Origin of the sequence: Collinsella aerofaciens (genome assembly GCF_902501475.1) — a bacterium.
Taxonomy (GTDB): domain Bacteria; phylum Actinomycetota; class Coriobacteriia; order Coriobacteriales; family Coriobacteriaceae; genus Collinsella; species Collinsella aerofaciens_AL.
Window position 1 is genome coordinate 11,981 of the sequence record NZ_CABWIF010000006.1, and the last position, 19,045, is coordinate 31,025.

Annotated in this window: 17 protein-coding genes; 9 read left to right on the plus strand and 8 right to left on the minus strand. The window is 58.9% G+C overall.

The window, feature by feature from the left end; translation table 11 throughout:
- Positions 1-15 precede the first annotated feature (15 nt).
- The 5 genes from GDJ93_RS01845 (at position 16) to GDJ93_RS01865 (ending at position 4,211) form a co-directional block, all read left to right on the plus strand.
- A complete protein-coding gene (locus tag GDJ93_RS01845) occupies positions 16-966 on the plus strand; it encodes a hypothetical protein (RefSeq protein ID WP_152067544.1) in 951 nt (316 codons plus the stop codon).
- A complete protein-coding gene (locus GDJ93_RS01850) occupies positions 967-2,100 on the plus strand; it encodes a hypothetical protein (RefSeq protein WP_152067545.1) in 1,134 nt (377 codons plus the stop codon). It abuts the gene before it with no gap.
- A 480-nt stretch (positions 2,101-2,580) separates the two neighbouring features.
- On the plus strand, positions 2,581-3,309 hold the full coding sequence (locus tag GDJ93_RS01855; protein ID WP_152067546.1) for a metallophosphoesterase: 729 nt from the start codon (positions 2,581-2,583) through the stop codon (positions 3,307-3,309).
- Between the two features lie 277 nt (positions 3,310-3,586).
- Positions 3,587-3,940, plus strand: coding sequence for a cAMP-binding protein (locus GDJ93_RS01860; RefSeq protein WP_152067547.1), 354 nt, complete (start codon positions 3,587-3,589; stop codon positions 3,938-3,940).
- Complete coding sequence (locus tag GDJ93_RS01865) at positions 3,933-4,211, plus strand: hypothetical protein (RefSeq protein WP_152067548.1); 279 nt, start codon at positions 3,933-3,935, stop codon at positions 4,209-4,211. Before GDJ93_RS01860 ends, GDJ93_RS01865 begins: the two co-directional genes overlap by 8 nt.
- A gap of 39 nt (positions 4,212-4,250) precedes the next feature.
- Here the strand turns inward: GDJ93_RS01865 and GDJ93_RS01870 are convergent, their stop codons facing one another.
- From GDJ93_RS01870 to rlmD, 6 genes are all read right to left on the minus strand, one after another.
- Complete coding sequence (locus GDJ93_RS01870) at positions 4,251-5,777, minus strand: relaxase/mobilization nuclease domain-containing protein (RefSeq protein ID WP_152067549.1); 1,527 nt, start codon at positions 5,775-5,777, stop codon at positions 4,251-4,253.
- Complete coding sequence (mobC, locus tag GDJ93_RS01875) at positions 5,777-6,235, minus strand: plasmid mobilization relaxosome protein MobC (RefSeq protein WP_152067550.1); 459 nt, start codon at positions 6,233-6,235, stop codon at positions 5,777-5,779. The genes GDJ93_RS01870 and mobC overlap by 1 nt, the downstream gene beginning before the upstream one ends.
- Before the next feature lie 302 nt (positions 6,236-6,537).
- A complete protein-coding gene (locus tag GDJ93_RS10080; protein WP_226812415.1) occupies positions 6,538-6,858 on the minus strand; it encodes a hypothetical protein in 321 nt (106 codons plus the stop codon).
- Positions 6,859-6,861: 3 nt separating this feature from the next.
- The gene (locus tag GDJ93_RS01885) at positions 6,862-8,724 is read right to left on the minus strand and encodes a DNA primase family protein (RefSeq protein ID WP_152067551.1); all 1,863 of its coding nucleotides are present in this window, start codon (positions 8,722-8,724) and stop codon (positions 6,862-6,864) included.
- Positions 8,725-8,736: 12 nt separating this feature from the next.
- The gene (locus tag GDJ93_RS01890) at positions 8,737-8,958 is read right to left on the minus strand and encodes a helix-turn-helix transcriptional regulator (RefSeq protein ID WP_152067552.1); all 222 of its coding nucleotides are present in this window, start codon (positions 8,956-8,958) and stop codon (positions 8,737-8,739) included.
- Between the two features lie 1,044 nt (positions 8,959-10,002).
- Complete coding sequence (gene rlmD, locus GDJ93_RS01895; RefSeq protein WP_306421706.1) at positions 10,003-11,751, minus strand: 23S rRNA (uracil(1939)-C(5))-methyltransferase RlmD; 1,749 nt, start codon at positions 11,749-11,751, stop codon at positions 10,003-10,005.
- A 187-nt stretch (positions 11,752-11,938) separates the two neighbouring features.
- Between rlmD and GDJ93_RS01900 the strand changes: the two genes are divergently transcribed.
- The 4 genes from GDJ93_RS01900 (at position 11,939) to GDJ93_RS01915 (ending at position 16,733) form a co-directional block, all read left to right on the plus strand.
- Positions 11,939-12,799: a transporter substrate-binding domain-containing protein gene (locus GDJ93_RS01900; RefSeq protein ID WP_152067553.1), complete on the plus strand. Its 861-nt coding sequence runs from the start codon at positions 11,939-11,941 to the stop codon at positions 12,797-12,799.
- A 150-nt stretch (positions 12,800-12,949) separates the two neighbouring features.
- On the plus strand, positions 12,950-13,603 hold the full coding sequence (locus GDJ93_RS01905; RefSeq protein WP_226812416.1) for an amino acid ABC transporter permease: 654 nt from the start codon (positions 12,950-12,952) through the stop codon (positions 13,601-13,603).
- The gene (locus GDJ93_RS01910; protein ID WP_055310177.1) at positions 13,596-14,360 is read left to right on the plus strand and encodes an amino acid ABC transporter ATP-binding protein; all 765 of its coding nucleotides are present in this window, start codon (positions 13,596-13,598) and stop codon (positions 14,358-14,360) included. Before GDJ93_RS01905 ends, GDJ93_RS01910 begins: the two co-directional genes overlap by 8 nt.
- Positions 14,361-14,657: 297 nt before the next feature.
- The gene (locus GDJ93_RS01915; protein ID WP_152067554.1) at positions 14,658-16,733 is read left to right on the plus strand and encodes an elongation factor G; all 2,076 of its coding nucleotides are present in this window, start codon (positions 14,658-14,660) and stop codon (positions 16,731-16,733) included.
- 127 nt (positions 16,734-16,860) lie between these two features.
- Here the strand turns inward: GDJ93_RS01915 and GDJ93_RS01920 are convergent, their stop codons facing one another.
- Both GDJ93_RS01920 and GDJ93_RS01925 read right to left on the minus strand, forming a co-directional pair.
- On the minus strand, positions 16,861-17,844 hold the full coding sequence (locus GDJ93_RS01920; protein ID WP_152067555.1) for a DNA/RNA non-specific endonuclease: 984 nt from the start codon (positions 17,842-17,844) through the stop codon (positions 16,861-16,863).
- A 119-nt stretch (positions 17,845-17,963) separates the two neighbouring features.
- Entirely contained in the window at positions 17,964-18,974 is a 1,011-nt protein-coding gene (locus GDJ93_RS01925) for a LacI family DNA-binding transcriptional regulator (RefSeq protein ID WP_040359542.1), read from the minus strand.
- Positions 18,975-19,045: the final 71 nt, after the last annotated feature.

Here is a 19,045-nt window from a genome sequence, read left to right on the forward strand (position 1 = left end):
TTGGAGGTACATAGTATGAAGAAGAGAAGACTTACCGCAGCTGCGGTAGCCACTGCATGCCTGCTCACACTCACACTCGCAGGCTGTGGGGGTGCAAACGATGTAAAGAGTGCGAGTGAGCCGCTTGCTGTATCTCAGGCTTTCGGGCAGAAAAGCGTATGGGTGCAGTACAACAAGAATGACGCAATAGAGAAAGACGGAGAAATTGACCGCATTCTTGTCTTTGACGGAAACGGCAACGTCACCGCATACCAATGCGACGGAGCGACATTCGCAGACTTGAACGGTAAGTCTGACGATGAAATCGTTGAGATGGCAAAGGAGCAAGACAAGAAGGTGTTCGACACAGAACGTCAGGACGCCCTCGACAGTACAGCTCCGGCTATTGAGCGCATTCAAAGCGCCTACGATACTCTGAAAGATGAGTACGACAGCGGCACGTACACGTCCGGGCTTGGCGGAAGCGCACTGTCAGACCTAACCGACGCTGATTTAGAAGAGATGAAGTCTCTTTACAGCCAAGTGCTCAACGATTTGGAAGCTCAACTGAACGCAGCAAAAGACGGTCAGGCCGCAACTAAGTCGGCTACGTATCAGGAGCCGAAGGCTCAGCCTTACACGCTTCACATTGAGACAGACGGCAGCGGAAACAACACGCAGAGCGAGACGATATCCTTCGACGCCCCTTCGTATTCCTTCTACAAAGCGCAGTCAGGCCGCAAAGGGCAGGTAGACGACGAAGAGCAAACCCCTGCCGATGTACTCACTTGGGGTATAAACGTAAGCTATACCGAAGCCGGGAAGGCAATTCGCAACGAGAGAATCGAACTTTTTTCGCCTGTCAATAAGCAGACCGTCTACGACATGACATTCGCCGGCTTCAGCGGGCTTGCCACAACAGTCAACGAAAACCACGCCGGCTTCGTGTTGGACACCCCTGACACAAAAGGGATAGAGGTGGACTAAATGGAAAAGGCAATCGAATGGGTTAAAAACCACAAGCCACATACAGCGGCCATCGTAATCGTAGTCGTTGCCGTCATAGCCGTGTCGATTGCCGCAGCATCAGGCGCTTTCACACAGCAAGACAAGACCGATACCGACGAACAAAAGACCGTCGATGTGACCCTCAGCGTCACGGCCGACCACGGCTGGGACGAGAACTCCACGCCCGCCATCGCCCATATCGAGGGCAACGACGTGGACTTCTACCACGCGGTGACCCCCGATGCCGATGGCAACAAGGGCACTTCCACGGTCGAACTCGCCGAGGGCGACTACACCGTGAGCTTCGTCAGCCCCGTCAACTCCGACGGTTCCGCCTTCGACATCTACGACACGGGCGCTCCCGTCGACATCACCGTCGACGCCGACGCGAAGACCGCGCCTGCCGTCAACTGCCCTATGGCGCAGATTCCCGCCGACAAGGTCACCGACGATATGCTCGCGGACATCGTCAACAAGACCAAGGACGCCATCAAGAAGGGTGACGAGACCTTGAAGGGCGATGCGGGCACTGGCATCCTCGACAAGCTCGACGGCAACGTCGCCAAGAACCCGAACGCGAGCGACGAGACCAAGCAGGAGGCGACTGACGCCGACAAGGACGTCGATGTCAACGACAAGCCTGCCCAGACGACCCCGTCTGCCAAGAATGACAACAACAACAAGGCCGACAGCAACGCTGGTTCCCAGGCTTCCAACAACGGTTCTTCGAACGCGGGTTCTGCTTCCAGCAAGCCTTCTCAGTCCAACAAGCCTTCCAAGCCTGCCCATACGCACACTTGGGTGAACCACACGGCTACCCGCCAAGTCTGGGTAAGCAACTGGGTTGACGTACCCGACTACGGCACTCAGCAGGTCGCTGTCGGCACCAAGTTCATCTTCGCTTATGACGGCTATACCACTACCGACATCAATGATGCCAAGGCACATGCTGTAGCACTCATCAAGCAAGGTTTACCTGAAAACTACCGTAATGAAACTATCTACGAGAACCAGACGGTTCAAATTGGTTCCCACAAGGAGGACCACGGTTCCTACACGACTGAAACCTACGTGGACTACGTGTATTGCAGTTCGTGTGGCGCTCGCCAGTAGCACCGCTCCCGCGTAGCGGGATGCGAGTGCTCGTCAGTAACGGGTGGCATAACCATCAGCAATGACGGCATCATCACGGCACGTACTGTGTTCGGGCATAGCCCTCACAGACCCGCGCGCTCCCTCCGGTCGCGTGCGGGTGTCCGTTTCCCGAACAAGGGGAGCATCCGCATAACGGATGCTCCCCTTTATTTTTCACGCGAAAGGCAATAGCATGTCGCGGCGCTGCCGCGAACCATCAAGGGAATCATAAACGAGGCTCGCCATCGTAAACACGACTTAACGAACGCAAGCCGACGGTTCCCAAACGACCTGAGAGGCGATTTAAGACCCCGAAACAGACGTGTTGGCATTCCCGTACCAACAACTAAATCAAATCGCTTCTAGGCATAAATAAACGCCTCTATCCCATATAACCGACTCCCGTCGGCGAGAGCCGAAAACGCAACAAACCATATAACGAAAGGAGGAACACGAACTATGCGCTACTTCACATCCGACCTGCATCTAGCACACCCGTTCGTCGCCGCGACGCGAGGTTTCTGGAAACCTGGGATGCGTCCCGACCGCGACATCATCGAGGCACCTGACGGCATCAACCAATTGCGACGCGAGCTGTCGGAGTACCGATTCAACGAGATGGTCGACACGGAGGCCCATGACAGGCTCATCATCCGACGCATCAACGCCGTATGCGGGAAGAACGACGACCTCTACATCGCGGGCGACCTGTCCGCCGGCGGCCACAAGAGCCTCCGCCGCGCCCTGTACCTGCTCGACGACCTGACCGTACCTCATTCGCGCATCCACCTGATACTCGGGAACCACGACGGGTTCCACATCCGAAACACCAACGCGTACGACTTCGCGTCCGTCTGCATCGGCTCCATATCGCCCAACCTGTTCCTGACGCTCGAGAACGGCATGCCCGCCATCGTCTCGCACACGCCGCGCAGGGCGTACATCGAACAGGGCATCGAGCTGAAGGATGTCGCATCGAACTCGATGGACAAGGCGTTACTGAGATATGCCCCCGACGTGCCGGACGGCATCGTCCACCTCTACGGACACACCCACGGGAAATCGCCCGACGAGTTCCATGACGGGACGAGCGTCAACATCGGACTCGACGCATGGCGCCTTCGCCCGGTATCCGAGCATCAAATCATCGAGACGCTTACGCGAATGCAGACAACTGACTGCGCGTAAACCCGATTGAGACGATAATGCGCCTCACGGCGCACCGACCTTTGAAGGGCTTTTCGAGGTCTTTCGGTGGGCTGTTCTGAGACCTTTTCGCGCCCCTGTCCGAACAAAGCCCCTGCGAAGGTCTTTCGCTGGGCTGTGCTGAGCCCATTTCGCGCCCCTGCCCGAACAAAGCCCCCTCGGAGGTCTTTCGGAGGTCTTGCGCTGGGCTTTGGATGGGCATGCGTGAAAGACGCCTGCGGCGTCGGGTGCCTCTGAAACGAAGATAAGGAGGTACACGATGGACAAGGAGCGTCTTGAACCCAACAGCCCGCAGGAGGAGGCCATGTGGAGGGCGCAGGTGCTCAGGCGCACCGCCCGCATCTGCTCGGCGAAGGCCAAGGAGCTTGAGCGCATGGCGAAGGTGGACGGCAACGCCCCCATGCGCGACAGCGGCACCCTAAAGGACGTGCTCAAGCGCATCGACAACGTGATGGAGTGGCGGTTCGTGAACGCGCTGGGCGAGGTCGTGCTCGACGGGGACATCCTCGCGGAGAGCATCGACTGCGAGGCCCTGCGCACCATGCGCTACTGCGTGGCGGAATACCTCAAGCGAATCGAGGAGCGGGAAGCGGAGGGGAAAGGCGATGAGTGACTACGGCATCAAGACCTACGCCGACCTTGCCGAGACGTGCGGCGGGATGGTGCTCGCAAACGAAATAGCCAGCCGCCCGCTCGAACCCGTGAGCGGGGACTGGGCACCGTGGGAGGAGATTTTCCAGTGGTACATCGTGCAGGACCCGTCGTTTATCATGGAGCACACCGACGAGCCGGTGTTCCACGACGAGGAGCTTGACCTGTACGTGTGGGGAATCACGCACTTCGGGACCAGCTGGGACTACGTGCCAGCACCTGAAATCCATTGAGAAAGGGAGCAGCTTGACGCTGCTCCCTTATCTTCTCGGCTACTCGCCGAACTGCGTGTCCTTGTCCGCCGACCTCGGCGCGCTTGGGCTGGCACTTCGCGCCCTGGCATAGCGCGCCCGCATGGTCTTGGCATGTGCCTTGGTCTCGCGCTCGTCCTCGTCGGACAGCGCCTTCTCCGCCGCCTTGAGGCGCTTCTCGGCGTCCCACATGTTCTTGCGGGACTCGTACACGCGCCTCTCCGCCTCCTCGCGCTGCCTGCGGGCCTCCTCGTCAAGCGCCTCCTTAATCATCATGCGCAGCATCATGGCGGTCATGTCGGCCATCATGCGGGACACGGGGTCCTTGGCGTTGCACCCCGCCTTGGCGAACACGTGCATGCCGGCCAGAAGCCCCGGGCACGGGCTTTGCAGTGTGTCGCGCGCCTCCTTGGAGGCATGGAACTCGCGCCTTGCGGCGTCCACGTCCTCGCGCAACTTCGCCAGCTGCTCGTCCGGGTGGTTCCGCGCCTCGACAATCTGCTGATAGCGCTCGTCCATGAAGGGCTTGCCCTCCTCGCGTGAGCGGTGGATGTGCGCCTTCTGGAGGTCGGACGCCATCTCCGACACGTACGCACGGTCGAGGTCGTACACGTCGAGAGCGAAATCCGCAGAAGGCTGTTCTGCCGGTTCTGCCGTCTCGGGCACGTCGGGAAGGACTTCCGGTGCCGGAGCGTCCTGCTCCTGTACCTCAAGCTCGCGCTGCTTCGCCTCGAAGTACGCCTCGATGCCCTCGCGGGTCAGGTCGTCGGCGAGGTTGGAGGCACGGCGCTTGCGGGTGCGGCGCTTCGGTCCCCACTCGTCCACAGCCTTGTAGGACCATCCCGTCGTGACCTCGCCGGTCTTCCCGTCGGTCTTCGTGGTCTCCTTCAGCGTCACGCCGCTCAACTCAAGATTGCGCCTGAACTCGTCCAGCGTGCTGGAGCTGTCGCGGGCATCCGCCACCCTGTCGCCGAGACGCCGGTCGAAAGAACCGGGCGGGAACGTCTCGCGCTTCTGCTCCCAGAGGGACATCTCCTTGTCCGCTCCCAGCACCTGAAAGCCGCACGCACGACTCAGCTCATCATTGACCGCCTTCACACGCGGAGCGTAGAAGCTCGTGTCCCCCTTGTTGATGACCTGCCCGGTACGGGCGTCGTGGTTCGCAATGGTCGCGTGCGCATGCACGCAGCCTCCCTCGCCGTCCACGTGCATGGTGACCCAGCACATGGAGTCGGGGGCAAGCTCGTGGCACAGCGTGTACGCGTACTCCATGCCGCGCTGGATGTCGTCGGCCTTGCTTGGGTCAAGCTCGTCGGTCGCCCATGAGATGCGCAGCTCGTAGCCCTCGTTGACCGCGTTCGGGTGGCGATGCCTCTGCCCCTCGCAGTAGACAATGAAATCCCCTCTTGAGGCGGCGTCACCCATCTGCGCGGCGATGCGGTCCGTGCCGTTTTCCAGATGAGCGCGTCTGCGCTTTCCCTCGCCGAACTCGGTGTACGACATGCGCCCGCGCACGTTCGGAAGCGACTGCACATGCGTCGTTGACATCAGACACCACCTCCCGTCTCCACGTACGCCTGCAAATCCGCACGCAGTCCATCGACTTGCGCCCGGAGCTTGTCCACCGAATCGCGGAACTCGCGGAACGCTTCCGCCTCGTCCTTCGTCCTCATTTCCTCACGCGCCGCGTCGAGCACTCCCATGCCGCTCAAGCGCCGGTTGCGCGCGCGGGCAATCTGATTCATGTTGACGCCGATGCGGTTCAGCTCGACACGGACACGGTCCAGGGCCGGGACGTCCAGAACCACCTCGCGGCTGGGCGGCGCGTACCGACTCGCGTACAGCTCACCGCGAAGAAAATTGGAACGCGAGCACGTCCCGCGCTGCTCGTCCAGCAGGGAAAGCTCCGCGTCGTTCATACGCACCTGAACCACCTTGTCGCGGCGGTCTTTCACGTACTTCTGGCGCGTCGCCTTCCCGCTTCTTTTTTCATACGTTTCCGCCATGCGGAACACCTCCTTTGCTACTATCCGAAACGCCCGCCTGCGGCGGACAATCCGAAATGCCGTTTTCGGCTAATCCCACAACGTCTCTGCGCAAAGGGGAAAAGAGCAAGCATTGACTTCGTACGTACAAATTGCGATTCTCGCAATTTGCCCTACTCCGTCAGCTTGCGAGGGGGCGGCTGCGCCGTCCCCTTCGAACCCCCCGCCTTTTGTCCACCGAGCCTCGCCCGTCCATGTCGGACACGGGAACGACTCCCCCTGTCCGACATGGAACCCGAATCCCTCGGTGGAACCCGGCACGGCTACCCCCGGTAGGCCGCGCCGGAAAAACCGCCGTGCGCTTCCGACGACTCTCCAGCTTCTGCGGTCTGGGCATACGCGGAATCCGCAGCGCCAGCGGCGCGCGCATCCTGCATTCCGTGTCCGGTGCCCGGCTTCAGCCCCTTGACGAAGTCAAGGACCTCTTCCGCCGAACCCATGTCCTTCACTTCAGGGAAAACCGCCACGAGCGCGTCGGCGTAAGCCTTCGTCCTCGCGGCCTGCGCCTCGCGGCGCAGCTTCTTCGCCTGAGCCTCTAACGCACGTGCCTTCTCGGCCACGTCATCAAACCTCTTCGTTGCCATAATCTATTCCTCCTTGTTCGTTGAATCGTCTATGTCATAACCGCCGTCGAAGAAGGCGGTCGAGATACGCACGTATCCGCGATAGCTGTCTTTCAGGTCCGGGGAACACAGATGGTCGGGATTCGACCCGCGAAAACCCGATTTCATCCACTCCTTGACCTCGTATTCGAGAATCAGCGGCTCGGGGAAATCCATACGCCCGGTGCTCCGGACACGCTCCTGCAACTGCCAGCCCTGTTCCTCGGCAAGGCCCCCGATTGATTCATAGAAAGCGTTTCGGCCGAGCATGCGACCGGAGGGCTGATTGCGCTGGAACCAATGGCGGTACAGGTCGTACAGGAACTTGCAGGGGAGCAGATGCCAAGACGCCGCAGGGAAAATCTCGTCGGCGAACTGGCGCAGGGGGTCGTTCGCCACGCGGAAATCATCCAGAAGCGCCGAGCAGGCATCCGGTTCGGCAAGCTCGTAATAGTCGGTCTCGGCGAGCACGCGGTAGAGCACGTACTCAAGAACGTCCTGACGGTTCAGGTAGTCGTCCTTGATGTACTTGCGCTCGCATCCCTGAAATCGCTTGTCGAACGGAATCACCAGCAGGCGGCGGTACATGGATTCGGACTTGTCGCGGAGCTTCGGCAGCTCGTTGACGCACTGAATCATGAACCCGCGAAACAGTACGTTGCGAGGTGCCTTGAACTTGCGATTCAGCTGGAAGGGGTCGCCCGTGATGACGCTCTTGAGCGCCGCCGCGTCGTCCACGAACGTACCCGTGTCGTTCTCGTCGGTGATGACGGCGGACACGCGGGTCAGAGGCTCCAACATGAACGGTTCGGAGAAGTTCTTCAGGGGAATGGATGCCCAAGCGCCCGACCCGCATAGGTTGCGCAGCAGGACGCACAGCGTGCCCTTGCCGTTGTTGCCCAGCGTCGAATAGAACCATGCGCTCTTGTTCCAGCTCACGTTCGGGCGGATGACGGCTCCGATGATTTGCCATAGGAGCTTGACGATTTCCGGGTCGTCGGAAAGCTCGTTCATCCAAGAGACGACGTCCCAATCGGTGCCGTCCTCACCGTTGTGGATGACGGGATTCGGCGCATGGTCGACGAAATCAATATGGGATTTCGCCAGAAAGACCAGCTCGGGGTCAAAATCCATCAGAATCTTGTGCCCGTAGTCATAGATGCCATTGTTCACGGCAACGAGGTCTTTGTCCGTGCACACCCTCTTCTTCTCGCAGATGTCGCGAAGGGTGGCGACCGTCTCGGTGACGCCCTTCGTGGTGATTGCCATGTTGTAGCTGCGAATCAGGCGCGTCAGGACCTCTTCGGTCGTGTCATAGCACCCCTTGTTCGGACCGCTCTCCTGATAGACGCCTATGTCGAAGTTGCCGTCGTCGTCAGCCCTGTTGCAGGGTATCCCGATAGCGTGATGCAGCTCGCGCAGGACAATGGCAATCTGCAAGAAATGGAGACCCGACAGGCGCTTGTAGCGCTCAGCGCCCTGCTTCTCGTCAGGATAGGCATCCTTATGCTTCGCTCCGGGTGCCGCGTTCGGGTCGCGCTTGCCCAGGTTGTACGCGTCGATGCAGCAGTTCGTCAGCGTCAGAAGCTCGAACTTGATAGTGTCACGAGAGGGCGGATTCTCGGCGTCGATGCCCTGAAGGTAGGACAGGGCGGCGTACGCGAGAAGATTGTCGTACGCGATGCTCTGCTCTTCGCAAACGGCGACCATATCGACGCAATCCTCGGGCAGGCACAGCCAGCCCTTTTCCTCTTGAATATCAGGCGCATCCGTGCTAAAATCTTTATAAATTGAGTTGGCCGTCCCGGAAGCTGTGCAGGCATCGGGGCGGTTTTCTTTTGCCTCCATGCTCTCACCTCCTTAATTCGTCAGCTCGACGTGCTTCACGTTCGCGTTCTTCCACGCCTCGACGTCGTCAATCTTGTAGCGAACCGCGTTTCCGACCTTGTAGTAGCTCGGACCCTTGCCCTGAGAGCGCCAGACACAGAGCGTCCCCGCGCTCAAACCGAGGAACGCCGCCACCTCACGCGTCGTCTTGTACAGGGGATTCACCTCTTTTACCTGCTTCTTTCCTTTAGCCATAACCAGCCACCTCCATGTTCAAAGTCCTTTTCGCGAAACAAAAAAAGCTCCCGTGGAAACCGAAGAAGGACAGAGGCGCAAAGCCTTGCCTATCTCGGTTTCCACGGGAGCTTCGTGTTCGTTGTTTCGCCCGTGACGCACGGCCTATTCGACCGAGCGCTCGGCTCCTATTCCCGATAGCAACCCCGCATCAAAGACGGGACGGGTGCTGAGCCATTTATCTATATGTATTACATTATACGCCATTAGGGCAATTAAAGCAATATCAATTTCCCCGTCGCCGCAGGTCAGAGCCTATTTCCGCTCATTTATGGGCAGAAATCGGTTCAAAAAATCTTCTGCCCGCGCCCCGAACGCATCGGCGGGGGAAGAGGACGTACGCCAAGGATTGCGGGGTCTGTTCCAGTTTGTTCCAAAAAAGTTGGAACAAGATTTTTCCGTATTTACCTGCGATTTTGCGCGATTCGCTGAATCTTGTTCCAACTCCGTTTTTCGAATTGGAACAGGATTTTTCCGTGTTTACCTGCGGTTATGCTCATTTGTTCCAATTGTTCCAGTTTTCAACAAGTCTTATATATACACATACATATACAAAGACTCCTTCCTATATTCTTTTCTCTCGCGCTTTGGGTTGAAAATAATTGGAACAAATGGAACATTCACTAGAAATGCCTGGTAAATACAGGAAAAACTTGTTCCAACTCCGATTTTGCGAATTGGAACAACTGGAACAAATGGGCAGTTTTCAGGAAAAAACCCTCATAAATGAGCATTAAATCGAATTTCAAAACTGGAACAAACCTTCTATACGTTAATAGGCTTTAATGAACGAGGCCCATGCCGCATCCCTTCTGTACGTCCACCCACATCCGACCGCCGCCCGCAGGGCGGCCACCCTTGCATCGAGCGGATGCGAGATGCACATGGGCGCTCGAACATCCCTCAAACCGCTTCAGAGGCGTTTTAAGGCACGAAAAAAGCCCGTTGGGGTACACGGAGTACCCCAACGGGCTTATAACATCTTAGAACGCAAAATACAGTGTTCTACTTCTCCGTCTCGTCTTCTCCTATAAGTCCGAAATGACGGAACGCATCCAGAATCGCCTCGCGCTTTTCAGGTGGGCACTTCGGTCTCTTCTCGGCTGACATTTCCGCCTCTTCGTAGGAGAACTGCTTATCCAAGCCAAGCTCGTCCTTGAGGTTTGCGATGTACAGCGACGAGACCTTCAAGCCATGATTCTTCAGAACGTATTCTTGAATCTGCTTATACGTCGGCTCCTTTACCTTGCCGCCCATACCAAGCTCGGACGGAGAGATGTTCACATAGGCATAGCTCTTGACCGATTTTTCTCGGGTTAAGACTGCTACCGTCTCGGTGTGGTCGGTGTGAGGGAACATGTCGACCGGCGTGATCTTGAGCAGGCGATAGCCTCCGTCGAGGAGCTGATGCAGGTCGCGCTCTTGAGTCACGGGGTTGCAGCTGATATAGGTGATGCGGCGCGGCTTAAGCGCGCAGGCAGCTTCGAGGAACTCGGGGGTAGAGCCGGCGCGCGGCGGATCGATGGAAAGGACATCGACCCGCTCGTTGTTGTCGGCGGCATCTAGGATGTAGTCGGTGGCATCGTCGGCCATAAACCAAGCGCTGCGGGTGAGGCCGTTGAGCTCGGCGTTGCGACGCGCGTCAACGATGCCGGCGTGGTTGCGCTCCACGCCAAGCAGCATAATGCCGATGCCCTTGTCCTGGGCGGCTTTGGCTGCGCACAGGCCGATGGTGCCGCTGCCGCAGTAAGCGTCCATAAGCACATCGCCCTGGCGCAGATCCATGCCGTCAATCGCGAGCTGATAGAGCAGCTCGGTCTGCTGCGGATTGGTCTGATAGAACGCGGTAGGGGAGATATCGAATTCGCAACCGAGCAGCTGGTCGCGCATGCATTCGGCGCCATAGGCGATACGAGTCTCCTCACCCAAGATGGCGTTACCGGGACGGCCATTGATATTTTGGGCAACGGTGACGATATGCGGATCGAGCGCCGCGACGGCCTCAAAGAACTCCTGCGCATGCGGTAAGTCACGCTGGGCGGTCACGAGGGTGACCATAATCTGGTCGGTGCGCCAGCCGCAGCGAACGACGGCATAGCGAAGCAGCCCCAGATGCTTGTCCTCGTTAAAGGCGGGAATGTGCAGGCGCTCAGCTTCACGCGCGATGCCGTTAAGAATTTGTCGGGCGCCCGGTGCCTCGACGGGGCATTCGGGTACGGCAACGATCTTGTGCGTGCCGCGCTCAAAGAAACCGCAACGGACAGCGCCCTCCTTACCGGGAGCAAAGGGAGTGGCGGCCTTATGGCGAAAACCGCGCGGCGCAGGATATTTGCCCGGGTCGCCCAGGGTGACACCCATGCCACGAATAGGATCTACAGCAATGCCCTCACGCTCACAAAGCGAAGCAAAAAGCTCCTCCATAGCAGCCTGCTTGGCGGCGAGCTGCTTCTTATAAGGACGATTGAGCGCCGTACACCCACCGCAAGCTTTCATGATGGAACAAGGAGACTTGGGGTCCACAGCCTTACGCGCAGACGAAGCCAGATCTTTATGCAAGCGCTTGGAGCGAGTCTGAGATGCCTTATCCTCGTTCCGACGAGAGCCGGGACGCTTGGCCTTAGCCTTGCCCTTGGCCGACTTACCCTTCGCGTCCTGAGACGACTTGGATTTCTGAGAAGATTTTTTCTCCTCTGAGCCCTCAGCCGCCTCGATCAAAGCACGACGAGCCTTACGCTCCGCACGAGATTCTGCCATCAATAACTCCACTAATTCATGAATTAAAAGCTGCAAGCATTGTACCTTGCCAAGCCAACGGGCGATATGCAAGCGCCCATTTCATGCCGGGCAAACCCTCCCTTGTACTTTATCAAGGTAGAGTGTATGATTCTGAACGTTACATGACTCACTTTACCTAACTAAAGTGCCATCAAGGGGGAATACCATGAATACCGATATGTCTCGTCGTCAATTTGTTGGTCTAGCCGGCTCGCTCGCCACGGTGCTGGGCCTTGGTCTTGTCGGTTGCGGCGGTGGTGCCGGCAAGGGCTCCGCTGCTGGCTCTGCCGCGGCCAAGGATGTGAAGGGCGCTGCGGAGTCCAAGAAGCTCGTGGTGGGCTTTGATAAGTCCTATCCTCCGTACGGCTTTGTGGGCGACGATGGCGAGTACACCGGCTTTGATCTCGATCTGGCCAAGGCTGTTGCCGATAGGCAGGGCTGGGAGGTCAAATACGAGGCCATCGACTGGGATGCCAAGGATACGCTGCTTAACTCGGGCGCCATCAACTGCATCTGGAACGGCTTTACCATGGAGGGCCGTGAGGACGACTACACGTTCTCCGAGCCGTACATGCTCAACGAGCAGGTGCTGGTGGTAAAGAAGAATGCAGGCATCAAGAGCTGGGACGATCTTGCCGGCAAGACCGTGATTACCCAGACCGATTCCGCTGCGCAGGATGTGCTCGAGAGTGACCAGAAGGATCTGGCGGCGACGTTTGCCACGCTCGACACGATCGGCGAGTACAACACGGCCTTTATGCAGCTCGAGAGCGGCGCGGTCGATGCCGTGGCGTGCGATCTTTCGATTGCCCAGTATCAGCTTGCCGCCAAGCCCGATGCCTATACGCAGCTTGATGAGCCGCTGTCCAGCGAGCACTACGCCGTTGGCTTTAAGAAGGGCGACACCAAGTCGGCCGACGCCGTGACCGAGTCGCTCAAGGCGCTCTACGAGGACGGCACGGTCAAGGACCTGTGCGACAAGTATGCAGATTACGGTCTTTCCTTCGACAACTGGGTTCTGAAATAGCGGCTTTCCCAGGCACCCGATTTTGCCGTTCAAACCGTCGCTTGCGTACATTTAGTACGCGGCGCTCCTCTTTCACGGCAAACTCGAGCACCTGGAAAACCCGCTTTAGCATTGGGTTTGCTGTTCTGTTGTCGCGAAAGAGAGCTTAGGTTGTCTATTCAGGTCATGATGCAGATGCTTGGCCAGGGTTTCTTGGTCAGTTTGCAGTTGTTTGTGCTGACACTGCTGGGGTCGATTCCGCTGGGAATCCCCGTGGCGTTTATGCGCATGAGCAAAATCGCGCCGCTTCGCTGGATTGCGCGCATCTACATTTCGGTCATGCGCGGTACGCCGCTCATGCTGCAGATGTTTGCCATCTACTTTGCCCCGTACTACGTGTTTGGCATTTCGCTCACGCCCGATTCCAAGTGGACGGCGTGCGTCGTGGCGTTCATCATCAACTACGCCGGTTACTTTGCCGAGATCTATCGCTCGGGCTTGCAGTCCATTCCGCGCGGTCAATACGAGGCTGCCGAGGTGCTGGGCTATTCGCGCGTGCAGACGTTTCTGTATATCGTGATGCCGCAGGTCGCCAAGCGTATTCTGCCGGCGATGGGCAACGAGATCATCACGCTGGTCAAGGACACGTCGCTGGCGTTTGCCATTGGCGTGGGTGAGATGTTCTCGACGGCCAAGGCGCTGGTCGCCTCGCAGGTGAGCATGGTGCCGTTTGCGATCGCGGCGCTGATTTACTGGGTCTTTAATATCGTCGTCGAGATGCTGCTGGGCGCCGCCGAGAAAAAATTGGATTACTACCATGATTAATTCGGTAATGAATATATCGAACGCGCGTAAGGCGTTTGGCGGCAATGAGGTGCTCAAGGATATCTCGCTTGAGGTGAAGCGTGGCGAGGTCGTGGCGATTATCGGGCCTTCGGGTGGCGGCAAGTCCACGCTGCTGCGGTGTGCCACGCTGCTCGAGACACTCGACGGAGGCTCGCTCTCGTTTGGCGACCTTGCCGTTGCGACGGATGCGGGTTCGGGCGCGGTCTATGCGAAGGGCGATGTGCCCAAGCAGGCGCGCTCGCGATTCGGCCTGGTGTTCCAAAATTACAACCTGTTCCCGCACTATACGGTGATGAAAAACATCACCGATGCGCCGATTCGCGTGCTTAAGCGTCCGCGCGAGCAGGCGGAAGCCCGCGCTCACGAGCTGATTGCACAAATGGGGCTGACGGGCAACGAGAACAAGGTGCCGTGTGAGCTTTCGGGCGGTCAGCAACAGCGTGTGAGTATCGCCCGCGCCCTGGCGCTCGATCCGGAAATCTTATTCTTTGACGAGCCGACCTCGGCGCTCGATCCCGAGCTAACGGCCGAGGTGCTGCGTGTCATTAAAGACCTGGCGGCGCAGAATATGACGATGGTGATCGTGACCCATGCGATGCAGTTTGCGCGCGATGTTGCCGATCGCGTGGTCTTTATGGACGGAGGCCGCATTGTCGAGGAGGGCCCGGCCGAGCAGGTTATCGATCATCCGCGTGAGCAACGTACCCGTGAGTTCTTGAGTCGTATCGAGGGCTAAGCTCAGCTATGTATTGAGAAGAAGCCGCCGCGGGTCTTATGGACTGCGGCGGCTTTTATTTGTATCGATGGGGTTTAATAATCGCCTGGCATACTTGCTCTGTCCTCTCGCCGCCTGTATTCATACGTGCGCCGAAAGGTATGCATGGACAGCCGCCCGTGAGGGTAGGGTGGTGGCATAGGACATTTGGAGGGTGAGTCGGCTCGGCTGCCGACCATGCTGCTCCCGGGATGGCACCGACCGCGAACTCTCCCCGTTGGCGTCGCGCATTGCGCGCGGCCCTGCAAGGAGGTCATCATGGGTGCTCCCAAGACCGGTAACGTAAGGAACGTGGTGCTCGTAGGCCAAGGCGGGGTGGGCAAGACTTCACTCGCCGAGGCCATGCTCCACCTTTCCGGCAAGACCGCCCGCCTGGGCGGCCACGACGGCACCAAGCCCACGCTCGACTATGACCCCGAAGAGGTCAAGCGTGCATTTTCCATCTCGACGACCATCGCGCCGATCGACTGGAAGGGCGCGCGCATCAATGTTCTCGATGCCCCGTGCTACCCCGATTTTATCGGCGACGCCTTTGCCGCGATGAGCGTCTGCGAGACGGCTCTGTTTGCGGTCGACGCCGAGGCCGGCCCGCAGCCTACGACGGTTAAGCTCTGGTATGCCGCCGAGGACCTGCGACTGGCGCGTGCGGTGTTCGTAAACCGCCTGTCGCGCTCCGAGGCCAGCTTTGCGACCACGATGGACCTGCTGCAAGAGCGCTTTGGCACGCGCCTGGGCGCCGTGACCCTTCCCTGGGGCGAGGGCGAGGACTTTGACGGCATCATCGACCTGGTGCGCATGAAGGCGCGCCATTGCAACGGCACCGAAGCCGTTGAGTCGGAGATTCCCGAGGAGTATCGTGCCCAGGCCGAGGAAGCCCATGACCATCTGTGCGAGCTGGTGGCCGAGGCTGACGATGAACTGATGATGAAGTACTTGGAAGGCGAGGAGACGCTGACGCAGGAGGAGCTTGAAGGCCTGCTGTCGAAGGCGATCGCCGAGCGCATCTTTGTGCCGGTCTTTGCGGGCGATTGCATTAAGGAGCAGGGCGTCAACTCGCTGATGGACGACATCGCCACATACTTCCCGGCGCCGACCGACTACGGCGAGATGCCGCTTATCGACGGTGATTCGCTCAAAATCTCGAGCGACGATGACCGTCCGGTGGCGTTTGTGTTTAAGACCCTGGCCGATCCGCAGCAGGGTCGCATCAGCTTTATCAAGGTGCTGACGGGTACGCTTGAGCCGGGTCTTGAGCTGATCAACGCGCGTACCCGCAAGGGCGACCGTCTGGCTCACCTGTATGTGATGTGCGGCCGCGATATGACCGAGGTCGGTCACGCCTATGCCGGCGACATCATCGTGGCGCCCAAGCTGGCTGCCGAGACGGGCGACACGCTCTCGATTACCGGTAAGGTCGAGGCCGCGGCGTTTAAGTTCCCCAACTCGCAGTACCGCATTGCCATCGAGGCCGAGAATCGCGGCGACGAAGAGAAGCTCTACACGTTTATCGAGAAGGCCTGCAAGGCCGATCCGACCATGAGCATCGACCGCGACGAGGAGACCGGCCAGACCATTATCTCCGCCGTTGGTGAGGCGCAGGTTTCGGTGCTGCTCAACCGTTTGGAGGATCGCACCAAAGTCGTGGCCAAGAGCGTGCCGATCCGCATTCCGTATCGCGAGACCATTCGCCGTACGGCAAGTGCCCAGGGCCGCCATAAGAAGCAGACCGGCGGCGCCGGTCAGTACGGCGACTGCTGGCTGCGCGTGGAGCCGCTCATTGGGCCCGACGGCACGAGCGATGGCTATGAGTTTGTGGACGAGGTCGTGGGCGGCCGTATTCCGCGCTCGCTGATCCCTGCCGTGGACAAGGGTGTCCAGGAGACCATGAAGGACGGCATCATTGCCGGCTACCCGCTCACGGGCATTCGCGTGGCTGTGTACGACGGCTCGTATCACAGCGTCGACTCCAACGAGATGGCGTTCCGCGCGGCAGCTCGCATCGGCCTGCGCAAGGCATGTGCCGATGCCGACCCGGTGGTGCTGGAGCCCATTGAGGAAATTACGGTGACCATCCCCGAGAGCTACGCCGGCGCTGTGATGGGCGACATCTCGGCATCGCGCGGTCGCGTGACGGGCATGGAGACCGATGAGCGCGGCGATACCGTGGTTATTGCCCAGGCGCCGCTGGCAGAGCTGACGGATTATTCGACGCGCCTGCGCTCTATCACGCGCGGCACGGGTGACTTTACCATGAAGCCCGCAGGCTATGAGCAGGTGCCTTATGACGTTCAGGCCAAGCTGGTCGAGCGCTATGAGGAGGGCCGTGCCAAGTAGCGCGTGATTTTGTCTGCAATGTAGGTGCTGACGAAAGGGCCGCCCTGGGTAACCGGGGCGGCTCTTTTTGATTCCTTGGGGACGGAGGAAAACGGATCATTTAGGCTTTGGGGCAGCTTGGTCGGTCCTAGTCTCCCGAGGCCTGATTGCGGCCGGTGGTGTAGTCGATCTGCACGTGCGGCTGCAGGTTGTAGCAATATACGTGGAAGCAGAGGGTCTTGCCGTGGTCCTCGACCGATTGCGCCTCAAGGCGCATGCCACGGCAGACAAGTTCCTCTTCGTTATACATAGGCGTGACGCGGTAGAGCACATGGTTGCCCGTATCGCGAATATAGTTGAGAATCTGCTCTTCAAACGGCAGCATGCCCGTCTCGTTGAGATAGCGCGTGCCGGTGAGGAGATTCTTGCGGTTGGCGTTTTCGCCGCAGAGCGACCAGGCGATAAGGTGGCAGCGGTTGTAGAGGCTCTGGCCCGGAATAAAGTCGTAGCGCTGCTGGTGCCAACCGGCAGGATGGATGCGCGAGATATCGCCGCGCTCGCCTTGACCGAGTGATTCGGGGCCCACGCAGGCGAGCGCTTTGCGGGTGCGGCCCAGGCTGTCGAGCTTGGAGAACTTCTTAAAGCAGCCCTCTTCTGTAGCGCGCTCGTATTCATCGAGCGTGAATGATGGTGTGCCGAGCGGGTGCGTGCTGTCGGCGCGAAGGGCAACGTAGGGGTTGCCGGCGTAGTCGGGAATGCTGCTGAGATAAACACCGCGGGCGCGGTTGAGGTCGGGGTTTTCGACCTCGTCGATGGGGGTGGCGGCACTGCCCGCGGAAACGTCGTCATCGGTGTCGGTCGCGGCGGAATCGGAGCCATCGCCAGAGTCCTGGCTGTTTTGAGGGTCCGCCGCGCTCGCCGTTCCCGATTCGAGCCGAGCGACCAGGTCTGCCTCGTCGTCGGTGCGGCTGGGACTCTCGTTTTGTTTTTCGGCCAGAGCCGCCGCCTGCTCATCGCCTTGCGGCGACAGCAACTTGGGCGCTCCGTCGAGCGATCCCGTAAACAGCGCAAACCCCAGCACCACGGCGGTGCCGATGGAAAGTGCTTGCTTGTAGGCGGGCTTGCGCGACATTGAGGCTCCTGGATGGACGGTTGGGAATCTACCAGTCTAGCAGGAGCCGGCAAGGGCCGTTCTGTCGAACAAATACTTAAGATTTGAGACAAACGCTACTGATTCATTTGTCCCGCGGTCTAGATCGAGGTGGAGTCGAGCCAGTTGAGCTTGCACTCGAGAATGCGCTGCTCGCCGGGTTCGCTGCTTCCGTCAAGTAGGGCGAGCAGCATCTCGGCTGCTTCGCGACCTTCTTGGTCGACGGGCTCGATGATGGTGGAGACGGTCGGTGTGGTGAGATTAGTCCAGTCTTCGCAGTTGAGTCCCAAAAGGCCGATTTGCTGCGGAAGCAGATGGGCCATTGGCTGGAGGGCCTTGTAGACACGGGGAAGTGCCCACTGATTTTGCACGAAGATAAGGGTTCGCTTGGCGGGATTGAACTTGAATTTAAAGTATTCAGTGAGCTCGTTGATTGACGGCTTGTTGTGATCGATGGGAATCGCTTTGTAGAGCTGCCCGTTCGCTGCCAGTGCCTCGGCATACCCCTGAAAACGCTCCATGCGGGTGCGCATTTCGGTCATGTTGGCGGCAATGGAAAAGAAATCTTCGTAGCCGGCGTCGAGGAGTGCCTGTGTGGCGTTGTACACGCCGTCGTAAAGGTTGGTTTTGATCCAGCTGGTACCTGGGCTATAGATGGCCGCATCGAAAAAGACGACCGGCTTGCCGGCGCGTCTAATGCGGTCATGCACGGCTTTGAAGTTTGCCGTGGGCTGGATGATAAAGCCATCGACGCCCAGCGAGAGCATCTTGTCGACGTACATGAGCTCGGTCTCGGGGTTAAAGTTGCTCGTGCAAACGACCGTCTGGTAGCCCGCGGGGAGCATGACCTGCTCCATGCCATTGAGAACGAGCCCCGCCCATTTGTTGGTGTTATCCAAAATGATGATGGCAATGACGTGGGTTTGCTTGCCGGTGAGCGTCTGCGCTTGGGCGTTGGGAACGTATCCGAGTTCCTTAATGACGCGCGCGATTTTGTTCTGCGTCTTCTCGCTAAGCTTTTCTCGTTTGTCGTTGAGGTAATACGAGACGCTTGCCGTCGAGGTTCCCGCCTCTCGAGCGACGTCTGCGATCGTAACGCGCTGTTTTGCCACAGCGACTCCTTCCGACAGATGAGCATTTTCCAACATGATGACTTTGAGTCTTGGTGAAGGATACGCTTCGG